This is a genomic window from Sinorhizobium fredii, from assembly GCF_002944405.1.
GTDB classification, from domain to species: Bacteria; Pseudomonadota; Alphaproteobacteria; order Rhizobiales; family Rhizobiaceae; genus Sinorhizobium; species Sinorhizobium fredii_C.
This window is the reverse complement of sequence record NZ_CP024307.1, coordinates 2,684,179-2,698,964: the sequence shown is the minus strand read 5'-3', so window position 1 is coordinate 2,698,964 and position 14,786 is coordinate 2,684,179. Positions and strand designations below refer to the sequence as shown.

Below are 14,786 nucleotides of genomic sequence, written 5' to 3'. Positions count from 1 at the left end.
TCTTATTGGGCTTTTTCGCGCTGTCCATACGGCATTTGACGGTGCACCCATTTACCATTGCGGCAGCGCTCGGGGTCCGGACCTTTATTCACTGGCGGTTTGCATTGTCATCGGCATCGAGTCGCATTATCTGACCTTGAGACATTTCACGAGGAGTCCGAAGAATGCGGATGAACGACGACGACCAGGAAGAAAAGAAGACCGAACTGCCGCTGGGCAAGGAAACCGAGGCGAACCTTTTCAAGTCTCGTTCGATTTTCATCTACGGAACGATCAACCAGGAACTGGCGCAGAAGGTCTGCTCGCAGCTGGTGGCGCTTGCCTCGGCCAGCGACGAAGACATTCGCATCTTCGTCAACTCGCCGGGCGGACACGTCGAATCCGGCGACAGCATTCACGACATGATCAAGTTCGTGAAGCCGAAGGTCTGGACGATCGGCACGGGTTGGGTGGCCTCCGCCGGCGCGCTCATCTTCGTCGCTCCGCCGAAGGAACGGCGCCTTTGCCTGCCGAATACCCGCTTCCTGCTGCATCAACCGTCCGGCGGCACCCGCGGCATGGCTTCGGACATCGAGATCCAGGCGCGTGAAATCATCAAGATGAACGAACGGCTTAACAAGATCTTCTCCGAAGCGACCGGCCAGCCGGTCGAGAAGATCGCCAAGGACACGGACCGCGACTACTGGCTCGGCGCCGACGAGGCGAAGTCCTATGGACTCGTCTCGCGGATCATCACATCGGTCGCGGAGATTTGACGTCGGGTCACCCCAGCGAATCGCCCCTCATCCGGCTGCTGCCACCTTCTCCCCGCAGGCGGGGAGAAGGGTTCTGCCGCACCGTTCTGCCTATTTATGTTGACTTCGACGCCAGCCCCGCAGGCTATTGGTGAAGCCTCAGCTAACACGCGCTACACCCATCAGCTCCCTTGCTCCGCTTCGCCAAGCCGTGTATAGGCACTCTTATGACCAAGGCTTACGCGCACAAGATCTCAGCGATCTCCTTTGGACACGATCACGATCGTGCCCCCTCGCGCGCCTTTGCCTCGCTTCTTCTTCTCGGCCTTACTCGCGGTTGCCGGGTCCGGTGAGGGGCGCCCGGCGGCCGAAAGCCTTGCCGGCAGATGCTCCTCGAACACCCCAGAACTGAAACAATGGCGTCGGCATCAGCCTCGCAATATGGTCCGTGATCGGCTATTGCATCCGGCAAGCCACGCTCCAGTGACGAAGAGAAGCTGCACATGACACTGAGATCGCATCCCATCAAGGCCGGCATGCCCGAGGCCGCGGTGAAATATCAGGCCTATCCGCAGGTCGCGCTGCCGGACCGCACCTGGCCGTCGAATACGATCAGCAAGGCGCCGATCTGGTGCTCGGTGGATCTGCGCGACGGCAACCAGGCGCTTGTCGATCCGATGGGGCACGACCGCAAGGCCCGCATGTTCCACCTGCTCGTCGACATGGGGTTCAAGGAAATCGAGATCGGCTTCCCGTCTGCGTCGCAGACCGATTTCGACTTTGCCCGCTGGTGCGTCGAGGAGGGCAATGTGCCGGCCGACGTGTCGCTGCAGGTGCTGGTGCAGTGCCGGCCGGAACTGATCACCCGTACCTTCGAGGCGCTTGAGGGCGCGCACCGGCCGATCGTCCACTTCTACAACTCCACGAGCGAGCTGCAGCGCCGCGTCGTGTTCGCCAAAGATGTCGCCGGCATCAAGCAGATCGCAACCGACGCCGCCAAGATGATCACCGACATGGCGGCAAAGGCTGGCGGCGGCTATCGCTTCGAATATTCGCCCGAGAGCTTCACCGGCACCGAACTGGAAGTGGCGCTGGAGATCTGCAATGCGGTCACGGAGATCGTCAGGCCGACCCCGGACAACAAGCTGATCATCAACCTGCCGTCGACCGTCGAGATGGCGACGCCGAACGTCTATGCCGACCAGATCGAATGGATGTGCCGCAATCTCGACAACCGCGAGAACCTGATCATCTCGCTGCATCCGCACAACGACCGCGGCACCGGCATCGCTGCCACCGAACTGGGCCTGATGGCCGGCGCCGATCGCGTCGAGGGCACGCTGTTCGGCAATGGCGAGCGCACCGGCAATGTCGACGTGGTGACGCTGGCGCTCAACATGTTCACGCAAGGGGTCGATCCGAAGCTGGACTGCTCGGATATCGAGCGGATCAAGGAAGTCTACGAATATTCGAACCAGATGGTCATTCCGGAACGCCATCCCTATGTCGGCGAACTGGTCTACACCGCCTTCTCCGGCTCGCATCAGGACGCCATCAACAAGGGCATGAAGGCGCTGAAGCAGGCCAACAAGCCCATCTGGGAAGTGCCGTATCTGCCGATCGACCCGCGCGATGTCGGCCGCAGCTACGAGGCCATCATCCGGATCAACTCGCAATCGGGCAAGGGCGGCATCGCCTATATCATGCAGGAAGACTACGGCATCAACCTGCCGCGCAACCTGCAGATCGAGTTCCGCGAGGACATTCAGCGGATCACCGACGAAGAAGGCAAGGAATTGCCGTCGAAGCGCATCCATCAGCGCTTCATCGAGCGCTATGTCGAGCAGCCCGGCGCACGCATCAAGTTCGTCGATCACCACACCTATCCGGTGGGCGACCACAAGGGGCTCAGAGTCGTTGCCGCCGAGATCACCGATCGCGGCGAGACGAAGCGGATCGAAGGCAAGGGCACCGGCCCGATAGACGGTTTCATCAACGCGCTGTCGATCTATCTCGGCATCGAGCTCTCGGTCGCGGACTATTCCGAGCACTCGCTGCAGCACGGCTCGAACGCCGCCGCGATCGCCTATGTGGAGGTCGAGCATCCGGGCGGCACGCTCTTCGGTGCTGGCATCAATACCAACATCGTCGCGGCCTCGCTCGAAGCGATCGTCTCGGCCGCGAATCGCGTGTTGGAGACGGTGGCGAAGTGAGCCCGTGACGATGGCCAGCGGGCTGTTCTGAAGACGGCGCTCGCCTGCGATTGCCCCTCTTCTCGGGTTTATCCCGAGGAATAGCGCTCTCCCCGCTTGCGGGGAGAGGGGACTAAGGCAACGCGGCAAACCCCTTCGCCCCGCATTGTGGGGAGAAGGTGCGGGGGGCCGAACCGCGACGTTCCAACGTGCTCAGATGGCGGCCGCCACCGTGCGCGCCAGATCCTGCAGACCGGCGGCCGATGACGGCCCGACGACGACGAAGGAGGCGCCCTCCTTTTGCCAGGAGACCAATCCCAGATCGCCGCGGATAACCTCGCTGAAGGTGTCCGCCTTGGCCCCGTCGGCGCTCCTCAAGAAGCAGATGGCGAAGATCTCGTCCTCCTGGTCACGGTAGACGAGCTGGGCGACCGGCTTGCCATTGGCGACCAGCAGCCTTGCGCCTTCGAAGGCAAGTCCCGTGCTCGTAAGATCGGGAATCTTGAAGCGGACGCCGACGCTCGCGGTCAGCCAGGTTTCTATGTGGGCCGCTTGCGAGGCCGGGACCTCGACCAGATGCTCCTTCTGGCGCGAATAGACGCGATGGTAGTCGGCAATCTCGTTGACCCACGGGCTCGCGGCGGTCTCGCCGACCGGTTCGACGAAATTGGCCGTGCTGCCGAGAATGAACCCGGCGACGCCGCCGGTCAGCAGCAGGCCGATCGCGGTGGCAACAAGGCGTGGAAAGACCCGGGCGCCTCGTGTCGGGAGGTTCGACGTCGTTACCCGCTCGAGCTTCGGGCTGATGCCGCCTCCCTGCTTTATCTGCCGCACCAGCGCCAGCGGCACCGGATCGTGAAGGAAATCCTCGAAGGCCCTGTTGCCGAATGTGCTGCCCGCCTTCAGCTTGTCAAGCAGCACCCTGGCGTCCTCATCGCGCGAAAGCAGAGCGTCGAGCTCGGATCTTTCCGCCTCGCCGAGTTCGCCGTCGATATAGGCGGACAACCGCACTTCGAGCGCCATCGTCTGCTGCAACGGTCAGGCCCTCCTTTCCGTATCTTCGGACAGCATGGCCGCGAGCCGCAGGCGCGCTGTCGAGAGCCTGCTCATCACCGTGCCGATCGGGATGCCGAGGATCGTCGCGGTCTCCCGGTAGCTGTGACCTTCGACGTTGACCAGCAGGAAGACGCTTGCCAGTCCCTCAGGCATGGAGAGGATCATCTTCTGCAGCTGATTGGCATAGACCGCCTTCTCGGCCGCGGCTTCGACATTCAGTTCGCGCTGGTCGAATATGTCGACCATGCTGCCGGTGCCGCGGACCTTGCGCTTGCGGACCTCGTCCACCCAGAGATTGCGGGTCATCGCATAGACCCAACTCTCCAGCCGTCCCTCGCCATTCCACAGATGGCTGCGGCTGATCGCCCGCTCGCAAACCTCCTGGACGAGGTCGTCGGCATCGTTGGCATTGCGCGTCAGCGTCATCGCGAAGCGGCGCAATTTGGGCAGCAGGCTGACCAAATCCCGTCTGAAGTCCTTCATCTCTGCCGCTGGGCGCATTTCTCTTCCAGTGAGACGTGCCGGATCATCCGTCTGTTCGCGCTGCGAACGCACGGCTCATGATATGAAACTTGATCGGAAGTCTGCAAGGGAAGACCCGGATCGCAATGAGTTTTTTGCGGTCCGGCGTACAAGGTTTGGCACGCCGGCAGCCCGGCGTTCGGCGGGGAGGAAGATCCGCGCCGTCAATACTGACGAACGCCGCCGAGCGATTCGAGCAGGGCCCTGTAAGCCCATGTGCCTTCGCCGCCGCGGTCGCGGATTTCGACGAGCTGTGCTCTCCCCTCCTCGACCCGACCTTGCTCGATCAGGGCCTGGCCCATATAGGAGCGGGCGAGAATATAATTTTCGTCGGCCTGGATGGCGCGCTTGTAATACTGCATGCCGAGCTCCATGCGCCCGGCCTTGCGGTTGCTATAGCCGAGATAGTTCAGGACGCGGGCGCTCTGCTGCTCGTTCATCGCGCCGAGGACCTTGATCGCGTTCTCGTATTGGCCGGCATAGGCGAGCTCGCGTGCCGCGTCGAACAGGACATCGTCGCCAAGATCACTCCGCTTCGCATCGACGCATCGGTTCCGCTTGGCGTCCCAGACCTTGCCGTCCCTGCATTGGGTGGTCGTCTTGGTCTTCTTGGGCGGCGCGCTGTTGTCGTCGCCGACGGCCAACGCCGCCTGGCTTCCCACGGAGGCCGCGAAGGCGGAAAGGGTGAAGAGGATGATCTTGCCGTTCATGATGCCTTTCTCCTGTGAACGATGCGGCGGCCGATGACCGGCCGACGCAGATGTCGCTCCGGCGGCGTTTGACCTCCAACGCGACATAGACGCCGGAGCCTTGCCGATTATTCGGGCGGCAGTTCAAAAAAGCGCCCCCGATACGATGCCCCCTAAGCGCTCTCTCAACCATGGAACTGGGTTGTCTCGGCGAGGCTGACGGTCTTGGCGTCCGCGCCAAGGGCAAAGCGCTCGCGGGTCAGCTTCCAATTGCCCGGCTCTCCTCCGATCGAGAAAAGGTTGTAGGCGGCGACCGGCTTGGCGCCGCCCGGCCCTTGCGAGGCGGAGGCGATGCCGACAACCGGCACCGGCGCCGCGTGTCCCCTGAGCCAGTAGACGGTGTTGAGATGCGTGTGGCCATGCAGCACCAACTCCGCGCCACCTGACGAGATGGTCGCGGCGAAGCGGCGGATGCCGATCATGCGCTTGTGCATGGATGTGGCGCCGCGGATCGGCGGATGGTGGATCATGACGACCCGAAACAGACCGGCCTCGCCGGCCGCACGCAAGAGGTTGACCGTGGCGCGGGCCTGCCGCGGGCCGAAATAGCCGCTTGCCGCAAAGGGAGGCGTGGCGACCGCCGTCGAACAGCCGATGAGGGCGACCGAGCCCCGTACGCGAAGATAGGGAAAGCAGTGATGGTCCTTCATCCAACCGGAAGGACCGTTGTCGCCGCGCATGAAAGGATACCAGGCGCGTGCCGTCTTCTCATAGGCCCCGGGCACATAGGCGTCATGATTGCCGGGCACGACGGAGATGTCCTGCGGGTCGCCGGCCTCGGCGAGCCATTCGGTGACCGCTTCGATTTCCAGAGAGGATGCAAGGTTGACTAGGTCGCCCGTGATCGCCAGATGGTCCGGGTCGCGCGTTTCGATGTCGTCCATCAGGCATTTGAGCGTGTCGGGAAAGAGATGGCGCGCCCGGTTGCGGTGCCAGTTGACGAAACCGGTAATGCGCTTGGAGGCGAGTTCGCGAAACGACAGATCGGGTAGGGGGCCGAGATGGACGTCGGAAATATGCGCAAGTTTGAACATCGCCCCGGTCTAGCGCATATTCGGCGGCAGGGGAATCACTTGAATGGGTTATCCCGCCGCAGCGGCACATGTCCGACGCAGGGCCACAGGCCCCGTTGCAGCACTTCGAATTGCCGGGAAGGAGAAGCCGATGGACCAGGACCGGCCGAAAGAGGTGCGCAACTGGCTCTGGCCCCTGACACGGCTCGCTCACATGTATTTCGCCGTCTCGCGCGGCATGACGCTCGGGGTGCGGGCCGCCTGCTTCGATTGCCAAGGCCGGGTTTTCCTCGTCAGGCACTCATATCTGCCCGGATGGCACTTGCCCGGTGGCGGCGTCGACCGGCACGAGACGGCGTTTGACGGGCTGGTCCGCGAGCTCCGCGAGGAGGGCAATCTGGAGCTCACCGGGCCGCCGCGCCTCGTGCAGGTCTACTACAACCCGGGAACAAGCAAGCGCGATCATGTCGTCTTCTTCCGGTGCGACGATGTCCGCCAGGTGCGGCCGAAAGTTGCCGACCTGGAAATCGCGGCGGCCGGCTTCTTTGCGCCCGACGATCTGCCCGCCGACACCACGCCGGCAACGCGCCGCAGGCTTGCCGAACTTGCCGGAACGGCGGCGCCGGCTATGTTTTGGTAGGGACCCTACCGATCCTCGCGTCCGTGCGGCGCCTGAAGATCGAGTTCCGGCCCGACGGGCACGATACCGGTCGGATTGATCATCCTGTGGCTGCGGTAATAGTGCTCCTTGATATGGCGCATGTTGACGGTCTCGGCGACGCCCGGCACCTGATAGAGATCGCGCAGATAGCCGCTTAGGTTCGGATAGTCGGCAATGCGGCGGATGTTGCATTTGAAATGGCCGACATAGACCGGGTCGAAGCGCAGCAAGGTGGTGAACAGGCGCCAGTCCGCCTCGGTCAGGCGGTCGCCGAACAGATAGCGTCGCGAGGCAAGGCGGCTTTCCAGTTCGTCCAACATCGCGAATAGCGCCGTGACGTTCTCCGCATAGGCCTCCTGGCGCGTGGCGAAGCCGGCCTTGTAGACGCCGTTGTTGACCTTGTCGTAGATGCGCGCATTGAGCGCGTCGATCTCCTCCCTGAGGTCCTCCGGATAGAAATCTGCTGCCGAGCCGGTGAGACGGTCGAAGGCGGAATTGAACATGCGGATGATCTCGGCCGATTCGTTGGAGACGATCGTGTTCTTCTTCCTGTCCCAGAGCACCGGTACGGTGACACGGCCGGAATAGTTGGAGTCGGCGCGCGTGTAGATCTGCCAAAGCGCCTGCGAGCCGAAGAGGTGATCGACGGTGCCGCCGTTGTCGCCCTTGAATTCCCAGCCGTTTTCCAGCATCAGCGGATCAACGATCGAGACCGGGATGATCTCCTCAAGCTTCTTGAGTTTGCGGAAGATCAGCGTGCGGTGCGCCCAGGGACAGGCAAGCGAGACATAGAGATGGTACCGATCGGCCTCGGCCTCGAAGCCGCCTTCGCCCGAAGAGCCGGGTGAACCGTCGGCGGTGACCCAATTGCGGAATTGCGACACGCTTCGCTTGAAATGCCCGTTGGTTTCGACCGTATCGTACCAGACGTCCTGCCAGACGCCGTCCACAAGCCTGCCCATCAGCGCGATCCTTCCAGTTCTTCCTGTTTCTCGATAGATAGCGCGGCATCGCCTCGCCGATAGGCATGAAATTCTGAACAGTGCGTTTTAGACTTTGACCGGCGGCGATTTTCTGCTATCGGCGATCCGAAGCTTTTTCTTTTTTCGGAAGCGACCGTAACGATGATCCTGTCGGGAAGCCTGCGACGACGCTGATGCTGCAAACGCCCTCGGGGCGCGCCATCCCTGTTGTCTGTTCGCTTGCCGGTTCTCGACATCCATGAAAAAGCTCGATCTCGTCTATCTGACTGAAGACGCATCCCACGACGCAGCCATCGAAATCATCAATGAGGAAGCCTTCGGCCCCGGCCGGTTTGCCCGGGCGGCCGCGCGGATCCGCGAGCAGGGCCCGCACGACCGGGCGCTGTCCTTCATCTGCACCGATGACGGCGAAACGATCGCCTCCGTGCGGATGACCCCGGTGAGCGTGGGGTCCGTCAAGGGGCATCTGCTCGGTCCGCTCGCCGTCCGGCCGTCGCACAAGAACAAGGGCATCGGTCGGGAACTCGTGCGGATCGCCGTCGAGGCGGCGCGGCGGAAGGGCTCCGAAGCGGTCATCCTGGTGGGCGACCCGCCCTATTACCAGCCGCTCGGCTTCGCGAAGGTCCGGTACGGCGCGCTCGAATTCCCCGGTCCGGTCGATCCGGCCCGGGTGCTGGTCGTGCCGATCGCAGCCGACGTTCACGCGCGGCTTGAGGGTGTGATTGCCTGGCGGGATGACAGCGTAGTGCCTGCAGCGAAGGGCGTTGTGCCGCCACCCGCTGAAGGCGCCGCCGCCTGATTTGCTGGGCGCTGGGCCATTCAACGGAATGGCCGCTCCCCTTCCACTCGTCATCCTCGGGCTCGACCCGAGGATCCATTCACGAGCTCAAAAAGAAGCAATCGGCCCCGGGGTTCGCGCTACATTACTGATGACCTGGGCGTGTCCAGATGCTTGCACTTGGATCCTCGGATCAAGCCCGAGGATGACGATCCAGGGGGCTCGGCATCCAACGCGCTCGCCCAAACGTGCGGCAGCACACCGAGCCGTATAGACCTCAATGCGCCCACTCACCGCCCTTCGCGGTACCACATTGCCGAGATCAACAACAGCAGGGCGGCGAGGCCGAAGAGGCCGGCGAAGAGCGACAGCGAATTGACGCCCTTGAGCACCGTCTCGTCTGTCATTCTGAGTGACAGGCGCTGGTCGTCGGCGACGCGCACCGCACCCCGGACCGGCAGGATGGTTGGCAGGTCGACGGCACCATCGGCATCCGCAAGCCGGCGGACCATGCCCTTGGTCTTTTCGGCCCAAGGCTTCAATTTTTCCTCGGTGGAGATCGCCGCCTTGAACTCCGGCGCATCGACATTGCCGACATGGACGAGCGTCGTCAGTTCGTCATTGGCGACTTCGAAAAGACCGATCTCGTCGGTCTTCACCTCCGCCTTGTAGAGCCCCGGCTCGCGCTCGGTGAGCCCTATCTCCTGAGTGCGGCCGGAAGGGTAGGTGAGCGTCGCCTGTCCGGGGTCGCCTTCGATCGTCTGCCGGGTGATTTCCAGCGTCCGTCCGAGGGCGCGCGCGGTCAGCGCTTCTTCCTCAAGCGCCGGCTCCTGCATCAGCCAGTGGGCGGTGCGCCGGTAGAGCGAGATATGCGGGCCGCCGCCTTCAAAGCCGCGCGCCCAGAGCCAGCCCTGGTCGGAGAGCAGCATGGCGACGCGGCCCTTGCCGACACGGTTGAGCACGAGCAGCGGCTTGCCGTCCGCTCCCTCCATGACGGTCTGGCCGAGCGGCCTGTCAACGTCGACGGTGCGGAACCAGCGTCCCCAGCTTGGCGGTTCGCTCGATGCGCCTTCGAGCCCGCGCGTCACCGGATGTTTTTTTCCTTCCTCCGAAAGCCGCGGGAAGAAGGCCTTCTCATTCATGACGCCTGTCGGATTTGCCGGCAGCACAGTCGAAAGCGGCGTTGCCGCGATCGAATCGTCGCCGGCATGTTCCGGCCCCGCCGCAATCAGCAGCGCGCCGCCGTTCTGCACGTACTGGGCGATGTTGTCGTAGTAGAGAATGGGCAGCACGCCGCGATGCTGGTAGCGGTCGAAGATGATCAGATCGAACTCGCTGATCTTGTCGACGAAGAGCTCGCGCGTCGGAAAGGCGATGAGCGAGAGTTCGTTGATCGGCGTGCCGTCCTGCTTTTCCGGCGGCCGCAAAATCGTGAAATGCACGAGGTCGACGGCGGCGTCGGATTTCAGGAGATTGCGCCAGGCGCGTTCGCCGGCATGCGGCTCGCCGGAGACGAGAAGGACGCGCAGGTTCTCGCGGATGCCATCCAGCACGTGAACGGCGCGATTGTTGACCTCCGTCACCTCGCCCGCGATCGGGTTGACTGCGAATTCGAGAATATTGTTGCCGCCGCGCGGAACGGTGAAGCTGAACGGCACATCCGTTCCCGGTTCCGCATGTTCCGTCGCGATCTCGTTGCCGTTGAGGCGGATCGTCACCTCGGCGCTGCCGCCGTTGGCAGCGCCATCGTCAACAACGCGGAAGGTCAGTTTCTGCTGCTCGCCGACGATGCCGAAGCGCGGTGCGTTGACGATCTCGATGCGCCGGTCGACCTCGTCCGGCCTGCCGCTAATCAGTCCATGGATCGGCGCCTCGAAACCGAGCTTCTGGTTGATATCGGGCACGTCGTGGATCTGGCCGTCGGTGATGAAGATGGCGCCGCCGACCCGGGCGGGCGGCACGTCCGCTATGGCCGTCGCGAGCGCGCCGAAGAGCTTCGTCGAGGGCGCCTCGGTCTCCTCGCCGTCCTTGGCCTCGACGACACGCGTCTCGATCTGCGGAAAACGGGCGAGTCGCTCCTTGAGGTCGGCAAGCGCCCTGTCGGTCTGTTCGCGCCGGCCGTCATTGTCCTGGCTCTGGCTGCGGTCGACGACGACGGCGACGATGGTCGAGAGGGGCTCGCGCTCTTCCTGGAACAGCACGGGATTGGCAAGCGCAAGGAAGAATGCTGCAAGGGCCGCGGCGCGGAGCCAGGCGCCGCGAACGCCTCGCCAGATGCCGAACGCCGCCAAGGCGGCCGCAACGAGCGCCAGTGCGGCAAGATAGGGCCAGGGAAGGAGCGGTGAGAAATCGATCGTCATCGCTGCCTCATTGTCCGAGCCGCTCGAGCAGGGCGGGGACGTGTACCTGGTCGGCCTTGTAGTTGCCGGTCAGCATATACATCATGATGTTGACGCCGGAGCGGAAGGCATATTCGCGCTGCATCTCGTCCGGCGGAACGGTCGGCAGCAGGGCGACGCCGTTGGCGTCCACCGCCCAGGCGCCGGCAAAATCGTTGCCGGTGATCATGATCGGCGTTACGCCGTCGCCGGAGCGGGCCGGCCGGTTGCTCGGCTCGTCGCGATTTTCGAACTGCGCCTCGATCCACAGAGGACTGCCGGTGTAGCGGCCGGGGAAATTGGTCAGGAGGTAGAAGGCCTTGGTCAACACGTGGTCGGCGGGCACCGGCTCCAGCGGCGGGATGTCCAGATTGGCCAGAATGGCCTGCAGCCGTTCCGTGTTCGGGCTGGTGCCGCTCGATGCAGCGCCAAGCGAGGAAAACTGGTCGCGCGTGTCGAAGAGCACGGTGCCGCCGGCGCGCATATAGGCGTCGATGCGGCTGACCGCCTGCGGGCTCGGCATCGGGGCGCTCGCCGAAATCGGCCAGTAGATGATCGGATAGAGGCTGAGTTCGTCCCGCATGATGTCGAGACCGACTGGCGCACCGGGCTCGAGCGTCGTGCGGTAGGTGAGGAAATCGGTCAGCCCGCGAAGCCCGCTCTCCGAAAGCCGGTCGACCTCGTCCTCACCAGTGACGACATAGGCGAGATGCGTCGTGTCCAGACGTTCGAGAATACGCTCGTCGTCCGGTCGCGCATCGTCCGCAAGGACCTGCGGCGGCATGAAGAGAACGCCTGCGGCAAGCGCGAAGACCAGCATAGATGCAGTGCGCACCATGCGGATCCGGGAAAAGGCGCCGCTCATGAAAAGCACGATGATGGCGTCGGCAATGAGCAGGAGCAGGGCGAACGTCAACAGAGCCGGCTTCAGCGACCAGCTCTCTGCCCGCACGAGCCGTTCCACGGTGTGGGCTCCGGCAAGGGTCATTTCGATCCGCTTGAGTTCGGCGTCGCGCGGCAAGAGGTTCAGCGCGGTGAATCCGTCCTCGGAACCGTAAAGGCCCGGCGGGTTGTCCGGCGTCGTGACGGGAGCCTTGCCCGGCTGCATATCGAGCGGCCGGGCATTGCCGGTCTCCGCGACGAGCACACCGTCGGCATTGAGGAGCCGGAAGGGCGCCAGCGTGTGCGCCTGCGCCGCCCTGCTTTCACCGGCGACGCCGCCGCTGCGTGAAAGCTGGACGCTGCGGCGAAGCATCTCGACGAAATGCCCGGAAATCGGCAGGTTCGACCAGGTTGCCTCGGCGCTGACATGGAAGAGCACGATGCGGCCGGTGCCGCGTGCTGCCGTAGTCACCAACGGCGTGCCGTCGGCGAGGTTTGCCCAGGTGCGCTCGACCAGATCTGCCGTCGGTTCGGCTAGAACCTGGCGCTTGACCAGAATGTCGCTCGGCCGCGCCATACCCGCGAAGGGGCTGTTGGCCGGATAGTCGGCGAGCGGCTGCGGTTCGGACCAGGAGAGGGCGCCGCCGAGGGCCCGCTCCCCTTGCCGGAGCGTCACGGGAACGAGGGGGTCGTCGGCCGGTGCCGCGGCAAGGCGCGGACCCGCGAAACGGATCAGCATGCCGCCGTTGTCGATCCACTTCGAAAGCAGCGGATAGGTTTCTTCCGGCAACCGGCCGATATCGGCCATGATCAGGACGGAAGGGCGCTGTTCCAGGAGCTCGGGAATGGCGACGGCGAGGTCGGTCTCGCGCGGCTCGATGAGATCGGCATAGGGGCCGAGCGCGCGATTGATATAGTAGAGCGGCGACAAAAGCGGCTGCGACAGGTCGCGCGCCTCGCCGCTCAGGAGTGCGACGCGACGCCGGCGGAAACCGTCGTCCAGGAGATGCGTGGCACCGGCGGTCGCCTCGCCCTGGATGCCGATGCGGGCGAAATCGTTGCGCAGCTCGAACGGTGCTTCGATCGTTCCCTTGGCGACAGCGGCGCCGGGGGCAAATTCGATTGCGCTATCGGCGATGGCGCGGCCGCGGCTGTCGTAAGCGACGATCGGAAGGGACCGGCGGTCGTCGGTCTTCAGGCGGGTGGCCGTCACCGACATGCCGGCAGACTCGTTGCTCGTGCCGGTCAGTGCCACGGCCTGGCTGCCGTCCGCGTCGATCACCCGGAGCTCCGCCGCGCCCATTTCGTTCAGCGCTGCCATGGTCTTGTCATCGGCCGCTTCGATGCCGTCGGTGACGAAGGCGATCGTCCCCGGCGGGGTGTCGTTGAACGCGGTCTTCAGCGCCGCCAGCGCCGGTCGGCGATCGGCGGGAAGCGGCTCCGGCGCAGCGGCCGCGAGCCGGGTGCGTGCGGCAGCGGCCGATGCCGGCGTCGCGTCGTGCTGGCGATCGCCTGTGAAAAGGACCGAAACGGCAAGATCCCTGGCCTCGGCGTCGTCGATCAATGCCGACGCAGCCTCGACCCTTCGCTCCCAGTCGGGTGCTGTTGCCCAGCTGTTGTCGATCACGAGCGCCAACGGTCCGGAAGAGGCAAGCGTATTGCTGCGGGGATTGAAGACCGGGTCGGCGATCGCGAAGATGACCGCGGCGGCCATCAGCATTCGGAGAAGCGTCAGCCACCAGGGGCTTTTCGACGGCGTCTCCTCGCGCTTGATTACGGAGGCAAGGATGCGAAGCGGCGGGAAGACCTCGGCCGCGGGCCTCGGCGGCGTCATGCGCAGCAGCCACCAGATCACCGGCAAGGCCGCGAGGGCGGCCAGTATCGCGGGGTTGGCAAAGGCGAAGGCGAGGCCGCCGATCATAGCTGCCCCCCGTGTGTCGCGCGGGTGGGCATCCCGGAAAGATACATATGGACGGCGACCAGCGCCTCCGAGGCCGGCCGGTCGGTCCGATGCGGAATGAAGGTCCATCCGAGGTGGCGGAGACCTGCGCCGAGGCCGTCGCGGCGGGCGCGGTAGGCGCGCTGGTAGTCGTCGCGCAGGATTTCGGCGCGGCCGGCCGTCAGCTTCTCGCCGCTTTCGGGATCGGTGAATTCGGTGCGGCCGGCATAGGGGAAGACCTCCTCGGCCGGGTCGGCGATTTCGACGACATGTCCGCGCAGTCCCCTGCGGGCGAGCGGGCCGAGCCGCTCCATCACCTTGTCGGCCGGGTCGAGAAAGTCGCCGATCAGCACCAGATCGCTGGCGCCGCGGATCATGCCGGTCTCGGGCAGGCCGCCGCCAAGCGGGCTCAGCATGATCGCCGCCGCCAGGCGTTCGGCGGCGTTGCGGGCCGAAACCGGCTCCATCACCCCCGGGCAGCCGATCCGTTCGCCGGACCGGGCGAGGATTTCGGCCAGCGCCAGCATCAGCACCAGTGCGCGGCTTTCCTTCGACACTGCGCCGAGGGTCGATTTGTACATCATCGAGGGCGAAAGATCGGCCCAGAGCCAGATCGTGTGCGCCGCCTCCCACTCGCGGTCGCGGACATAAGTATGATCATCGCGGGCCGAGCGGCGCCAGTCGATGCGCGACAGGCTTTCGCCCTGGCTATAGGGGCGGAACTGCCAGAAATTCTCGCCGATGCCGCGCTTGCGCCGGCCGTGCCAGCCGGCAATCACCGTATTGGCGATGCGACGCGCCTCGACAAGGCAATCGGGAACGAGCATCGCCCGCTGCTGGGCGCGCGACAAGACTTCCCCGGACGGTGTACGCGCGACTGTCTGCCCGATCGCGGCCAT

Annotated in this window: 12 protein-coding genes; 4 read left to right on the top strand and 8 right to left on the bottom strand. The window is 64.4% G+C overall.

Translation table 11 applies throughout. The features are described from left to right. Positions 1–170 precede the first annotated feature (170 nt). Both NXT3_RS13290 and leuA read left to right on the top strand, forming a co-directional pair. A complete protein-coding gene (locus NXT3_RS13290; RefSeq protein ID WP_037414905.1) occupies positions 171–755 on the top strand; it encodes an ATP-dependent Clp protease proteolytic subunit in 585 nt (194 codons plus the stop codon). A gap of 482 nt (positions 756–1,237) precedes the next feature. Next, the gene (gene leuA, locus NXT3_RS13285) at positions 1,238–2,947 is read left to right on the top strand and encodes a 2-isopropylmalate synthase (RefSeq protein WP_104839492.1); all 1,710 of its coding nucleotides are present in this window, start codon (positions 1,238–1,240) and stop codon (positions 2,945–2,947) included. Positions 2,948–3,139: 192 nt separating this feature from the next. On the opposite strand, the gene NXT3_RS13280 is transcribed toward leuA, so the two are convergent. From NXT3_RS13280 to NXT3_RS13265, 4 genes are all read right to left on the bottom strand, one after another. Beyond that, positions 3,140–3,961, bottom strand: a complete 822-nt coding sequence (locus tag NXT3_RS13280) for an anti-sigma factor family protein (RefSeq protein WP_104839491.1) — start codon at positions 3,959–3,961, stop codon at positions 3,140–3,142. Between the two features lie 3 nt (positions 3,962–3,964). Beyond that, the gene (locus tag NXT3_RS13275; protein ID WP_097525235.1) at positions 3,965–4,483 is read right to left on the bottom strand and encodes an RNA polymerase sigma factor; all 519 of its coding nucleotides are present in this window, start codon (positions 4,481–4,483) and stop codon (positions 3,965–3,967) included. A gap of 185 nt (positions 4,484–4,668) precedes the next feature. Further along, on the bottom strand, positions 4,669–5,214 hold the full coding sequence (locus NXT3_RS13270) for a tetratricopeptide repeat protein (protein WP_104839490.1): 546 nt from the start codon (positions 5,212–5,214) through the stop codon (positions 4,669–4,671). Positions 5,215–5,378: 164 nt separating this feature from the next. Continuing rightward, the gene (locus NXT3_RS13265; protein WP_037414920.1) at positions 5,379–6,287 is read right to left on the bottom strand and encodes a metallophosphoesterase family protein; all 909 of its coding nucleotides are present in this window, start codon (positions 6,285–6,287) and stop codon (positions 5,379–5,381) included. Positions 6,288–6,417: 130 nt separating this feature from the next. Here NXT3_RS13265 and NXT3_RS13260 point away from each other — a divergent pair, with 130 nt between their 5' ends. Further along, a complete protein-coding gene (locus NXT3_RS13260) occupies positions 6,418–6,906 on the top strand; it encodes an NUDIX domain-containing protein (RefSeq protein ID WP_104839489.1) in 489 nt (162 codons plus the stop codon). 5 nt (positions 6,907–6,911) lie between these two features. Here the strand turns inward: NXT3_RS13260 and NXT3_RS13255 are convergent, their stop codons facing one another. After that, positions 6,912–7,889 (bottom strand): glutathione S-transferase family protein, encoded by a 978-nt coding sequence (locus NXT3_RS13255; protein WP_037414927.1) that lies wholly within the window; start codon positions 7,887–7,889, stop codon positions 6,912–6,914. 259 nt (positions 7,890–8,148) lie between these two features. Between NXT3_RS13255 and NXT3_RS13250 the strand changes: the two genes are divergently transcribed. Continuing rightward, positions 8,149–8,709 (top strand): GNAT family N-acetyltransferase, encoded by a 561-nt coding sequence (locus tag NXT3_RS13250; protein WP_037414930.1) that lies wholly within the window; start codon positions 8,149–8,151, stop codon positions 8,707–8,709. A gap of 269 nt (positions 8,710–8,978) precedes the next feature. Here the strand turns inward: NXT3_RS13250 and NXT3_RS13245 are convergent, their stop codons facing one another. Genes NXT3_RS13245 through NXT3_RS13235 form a run of 3 tightly spaced genes read right to left on the bottom strand, consistent with a single transcriptional unit; the run spans position 8,979 to position 14,786 of the window. Beyond that, positions 8,979–11,048 carry a hypothetical protein gene (locus NXT3_RS13245; RefSeq protein WP_097525238.1) on the bottom strand — a complete coding sequence of 690 codons (2,070 nt, stop codon included), beginning with the start codon at positions 11,046–11,048 and terminating at the stop codon, positions 8,979–8,981. A gap of 7 nt (positions 11,049–11,055) precedes the next feature. Beyond that, positions 11,056–13,869 (bottom strand): DUF4159 domain-containing protein, encoded by a 2,814-nt coding sequence (locus NXT3_RS13240; RefSeq protein WP_104839488.1) that lies wholly within the window; start codon positions 13,867–13,869, stop codon positions 11,056–11,058. Further along, complete coding sequence (locus NXT3_RS13235; RefSeq protein WP_097525240.1) at positions 13,866–14,786, bottom strand: DUF58 domain-containing protein; 921 nt, start codon at positions 14,784–14,786, stop codon at positions 13,866–13,868. The genes NXT3_RS13240 and NXT3_RS13235 overlap by 4 nt, the downstream gene beginning before the upstream one ends.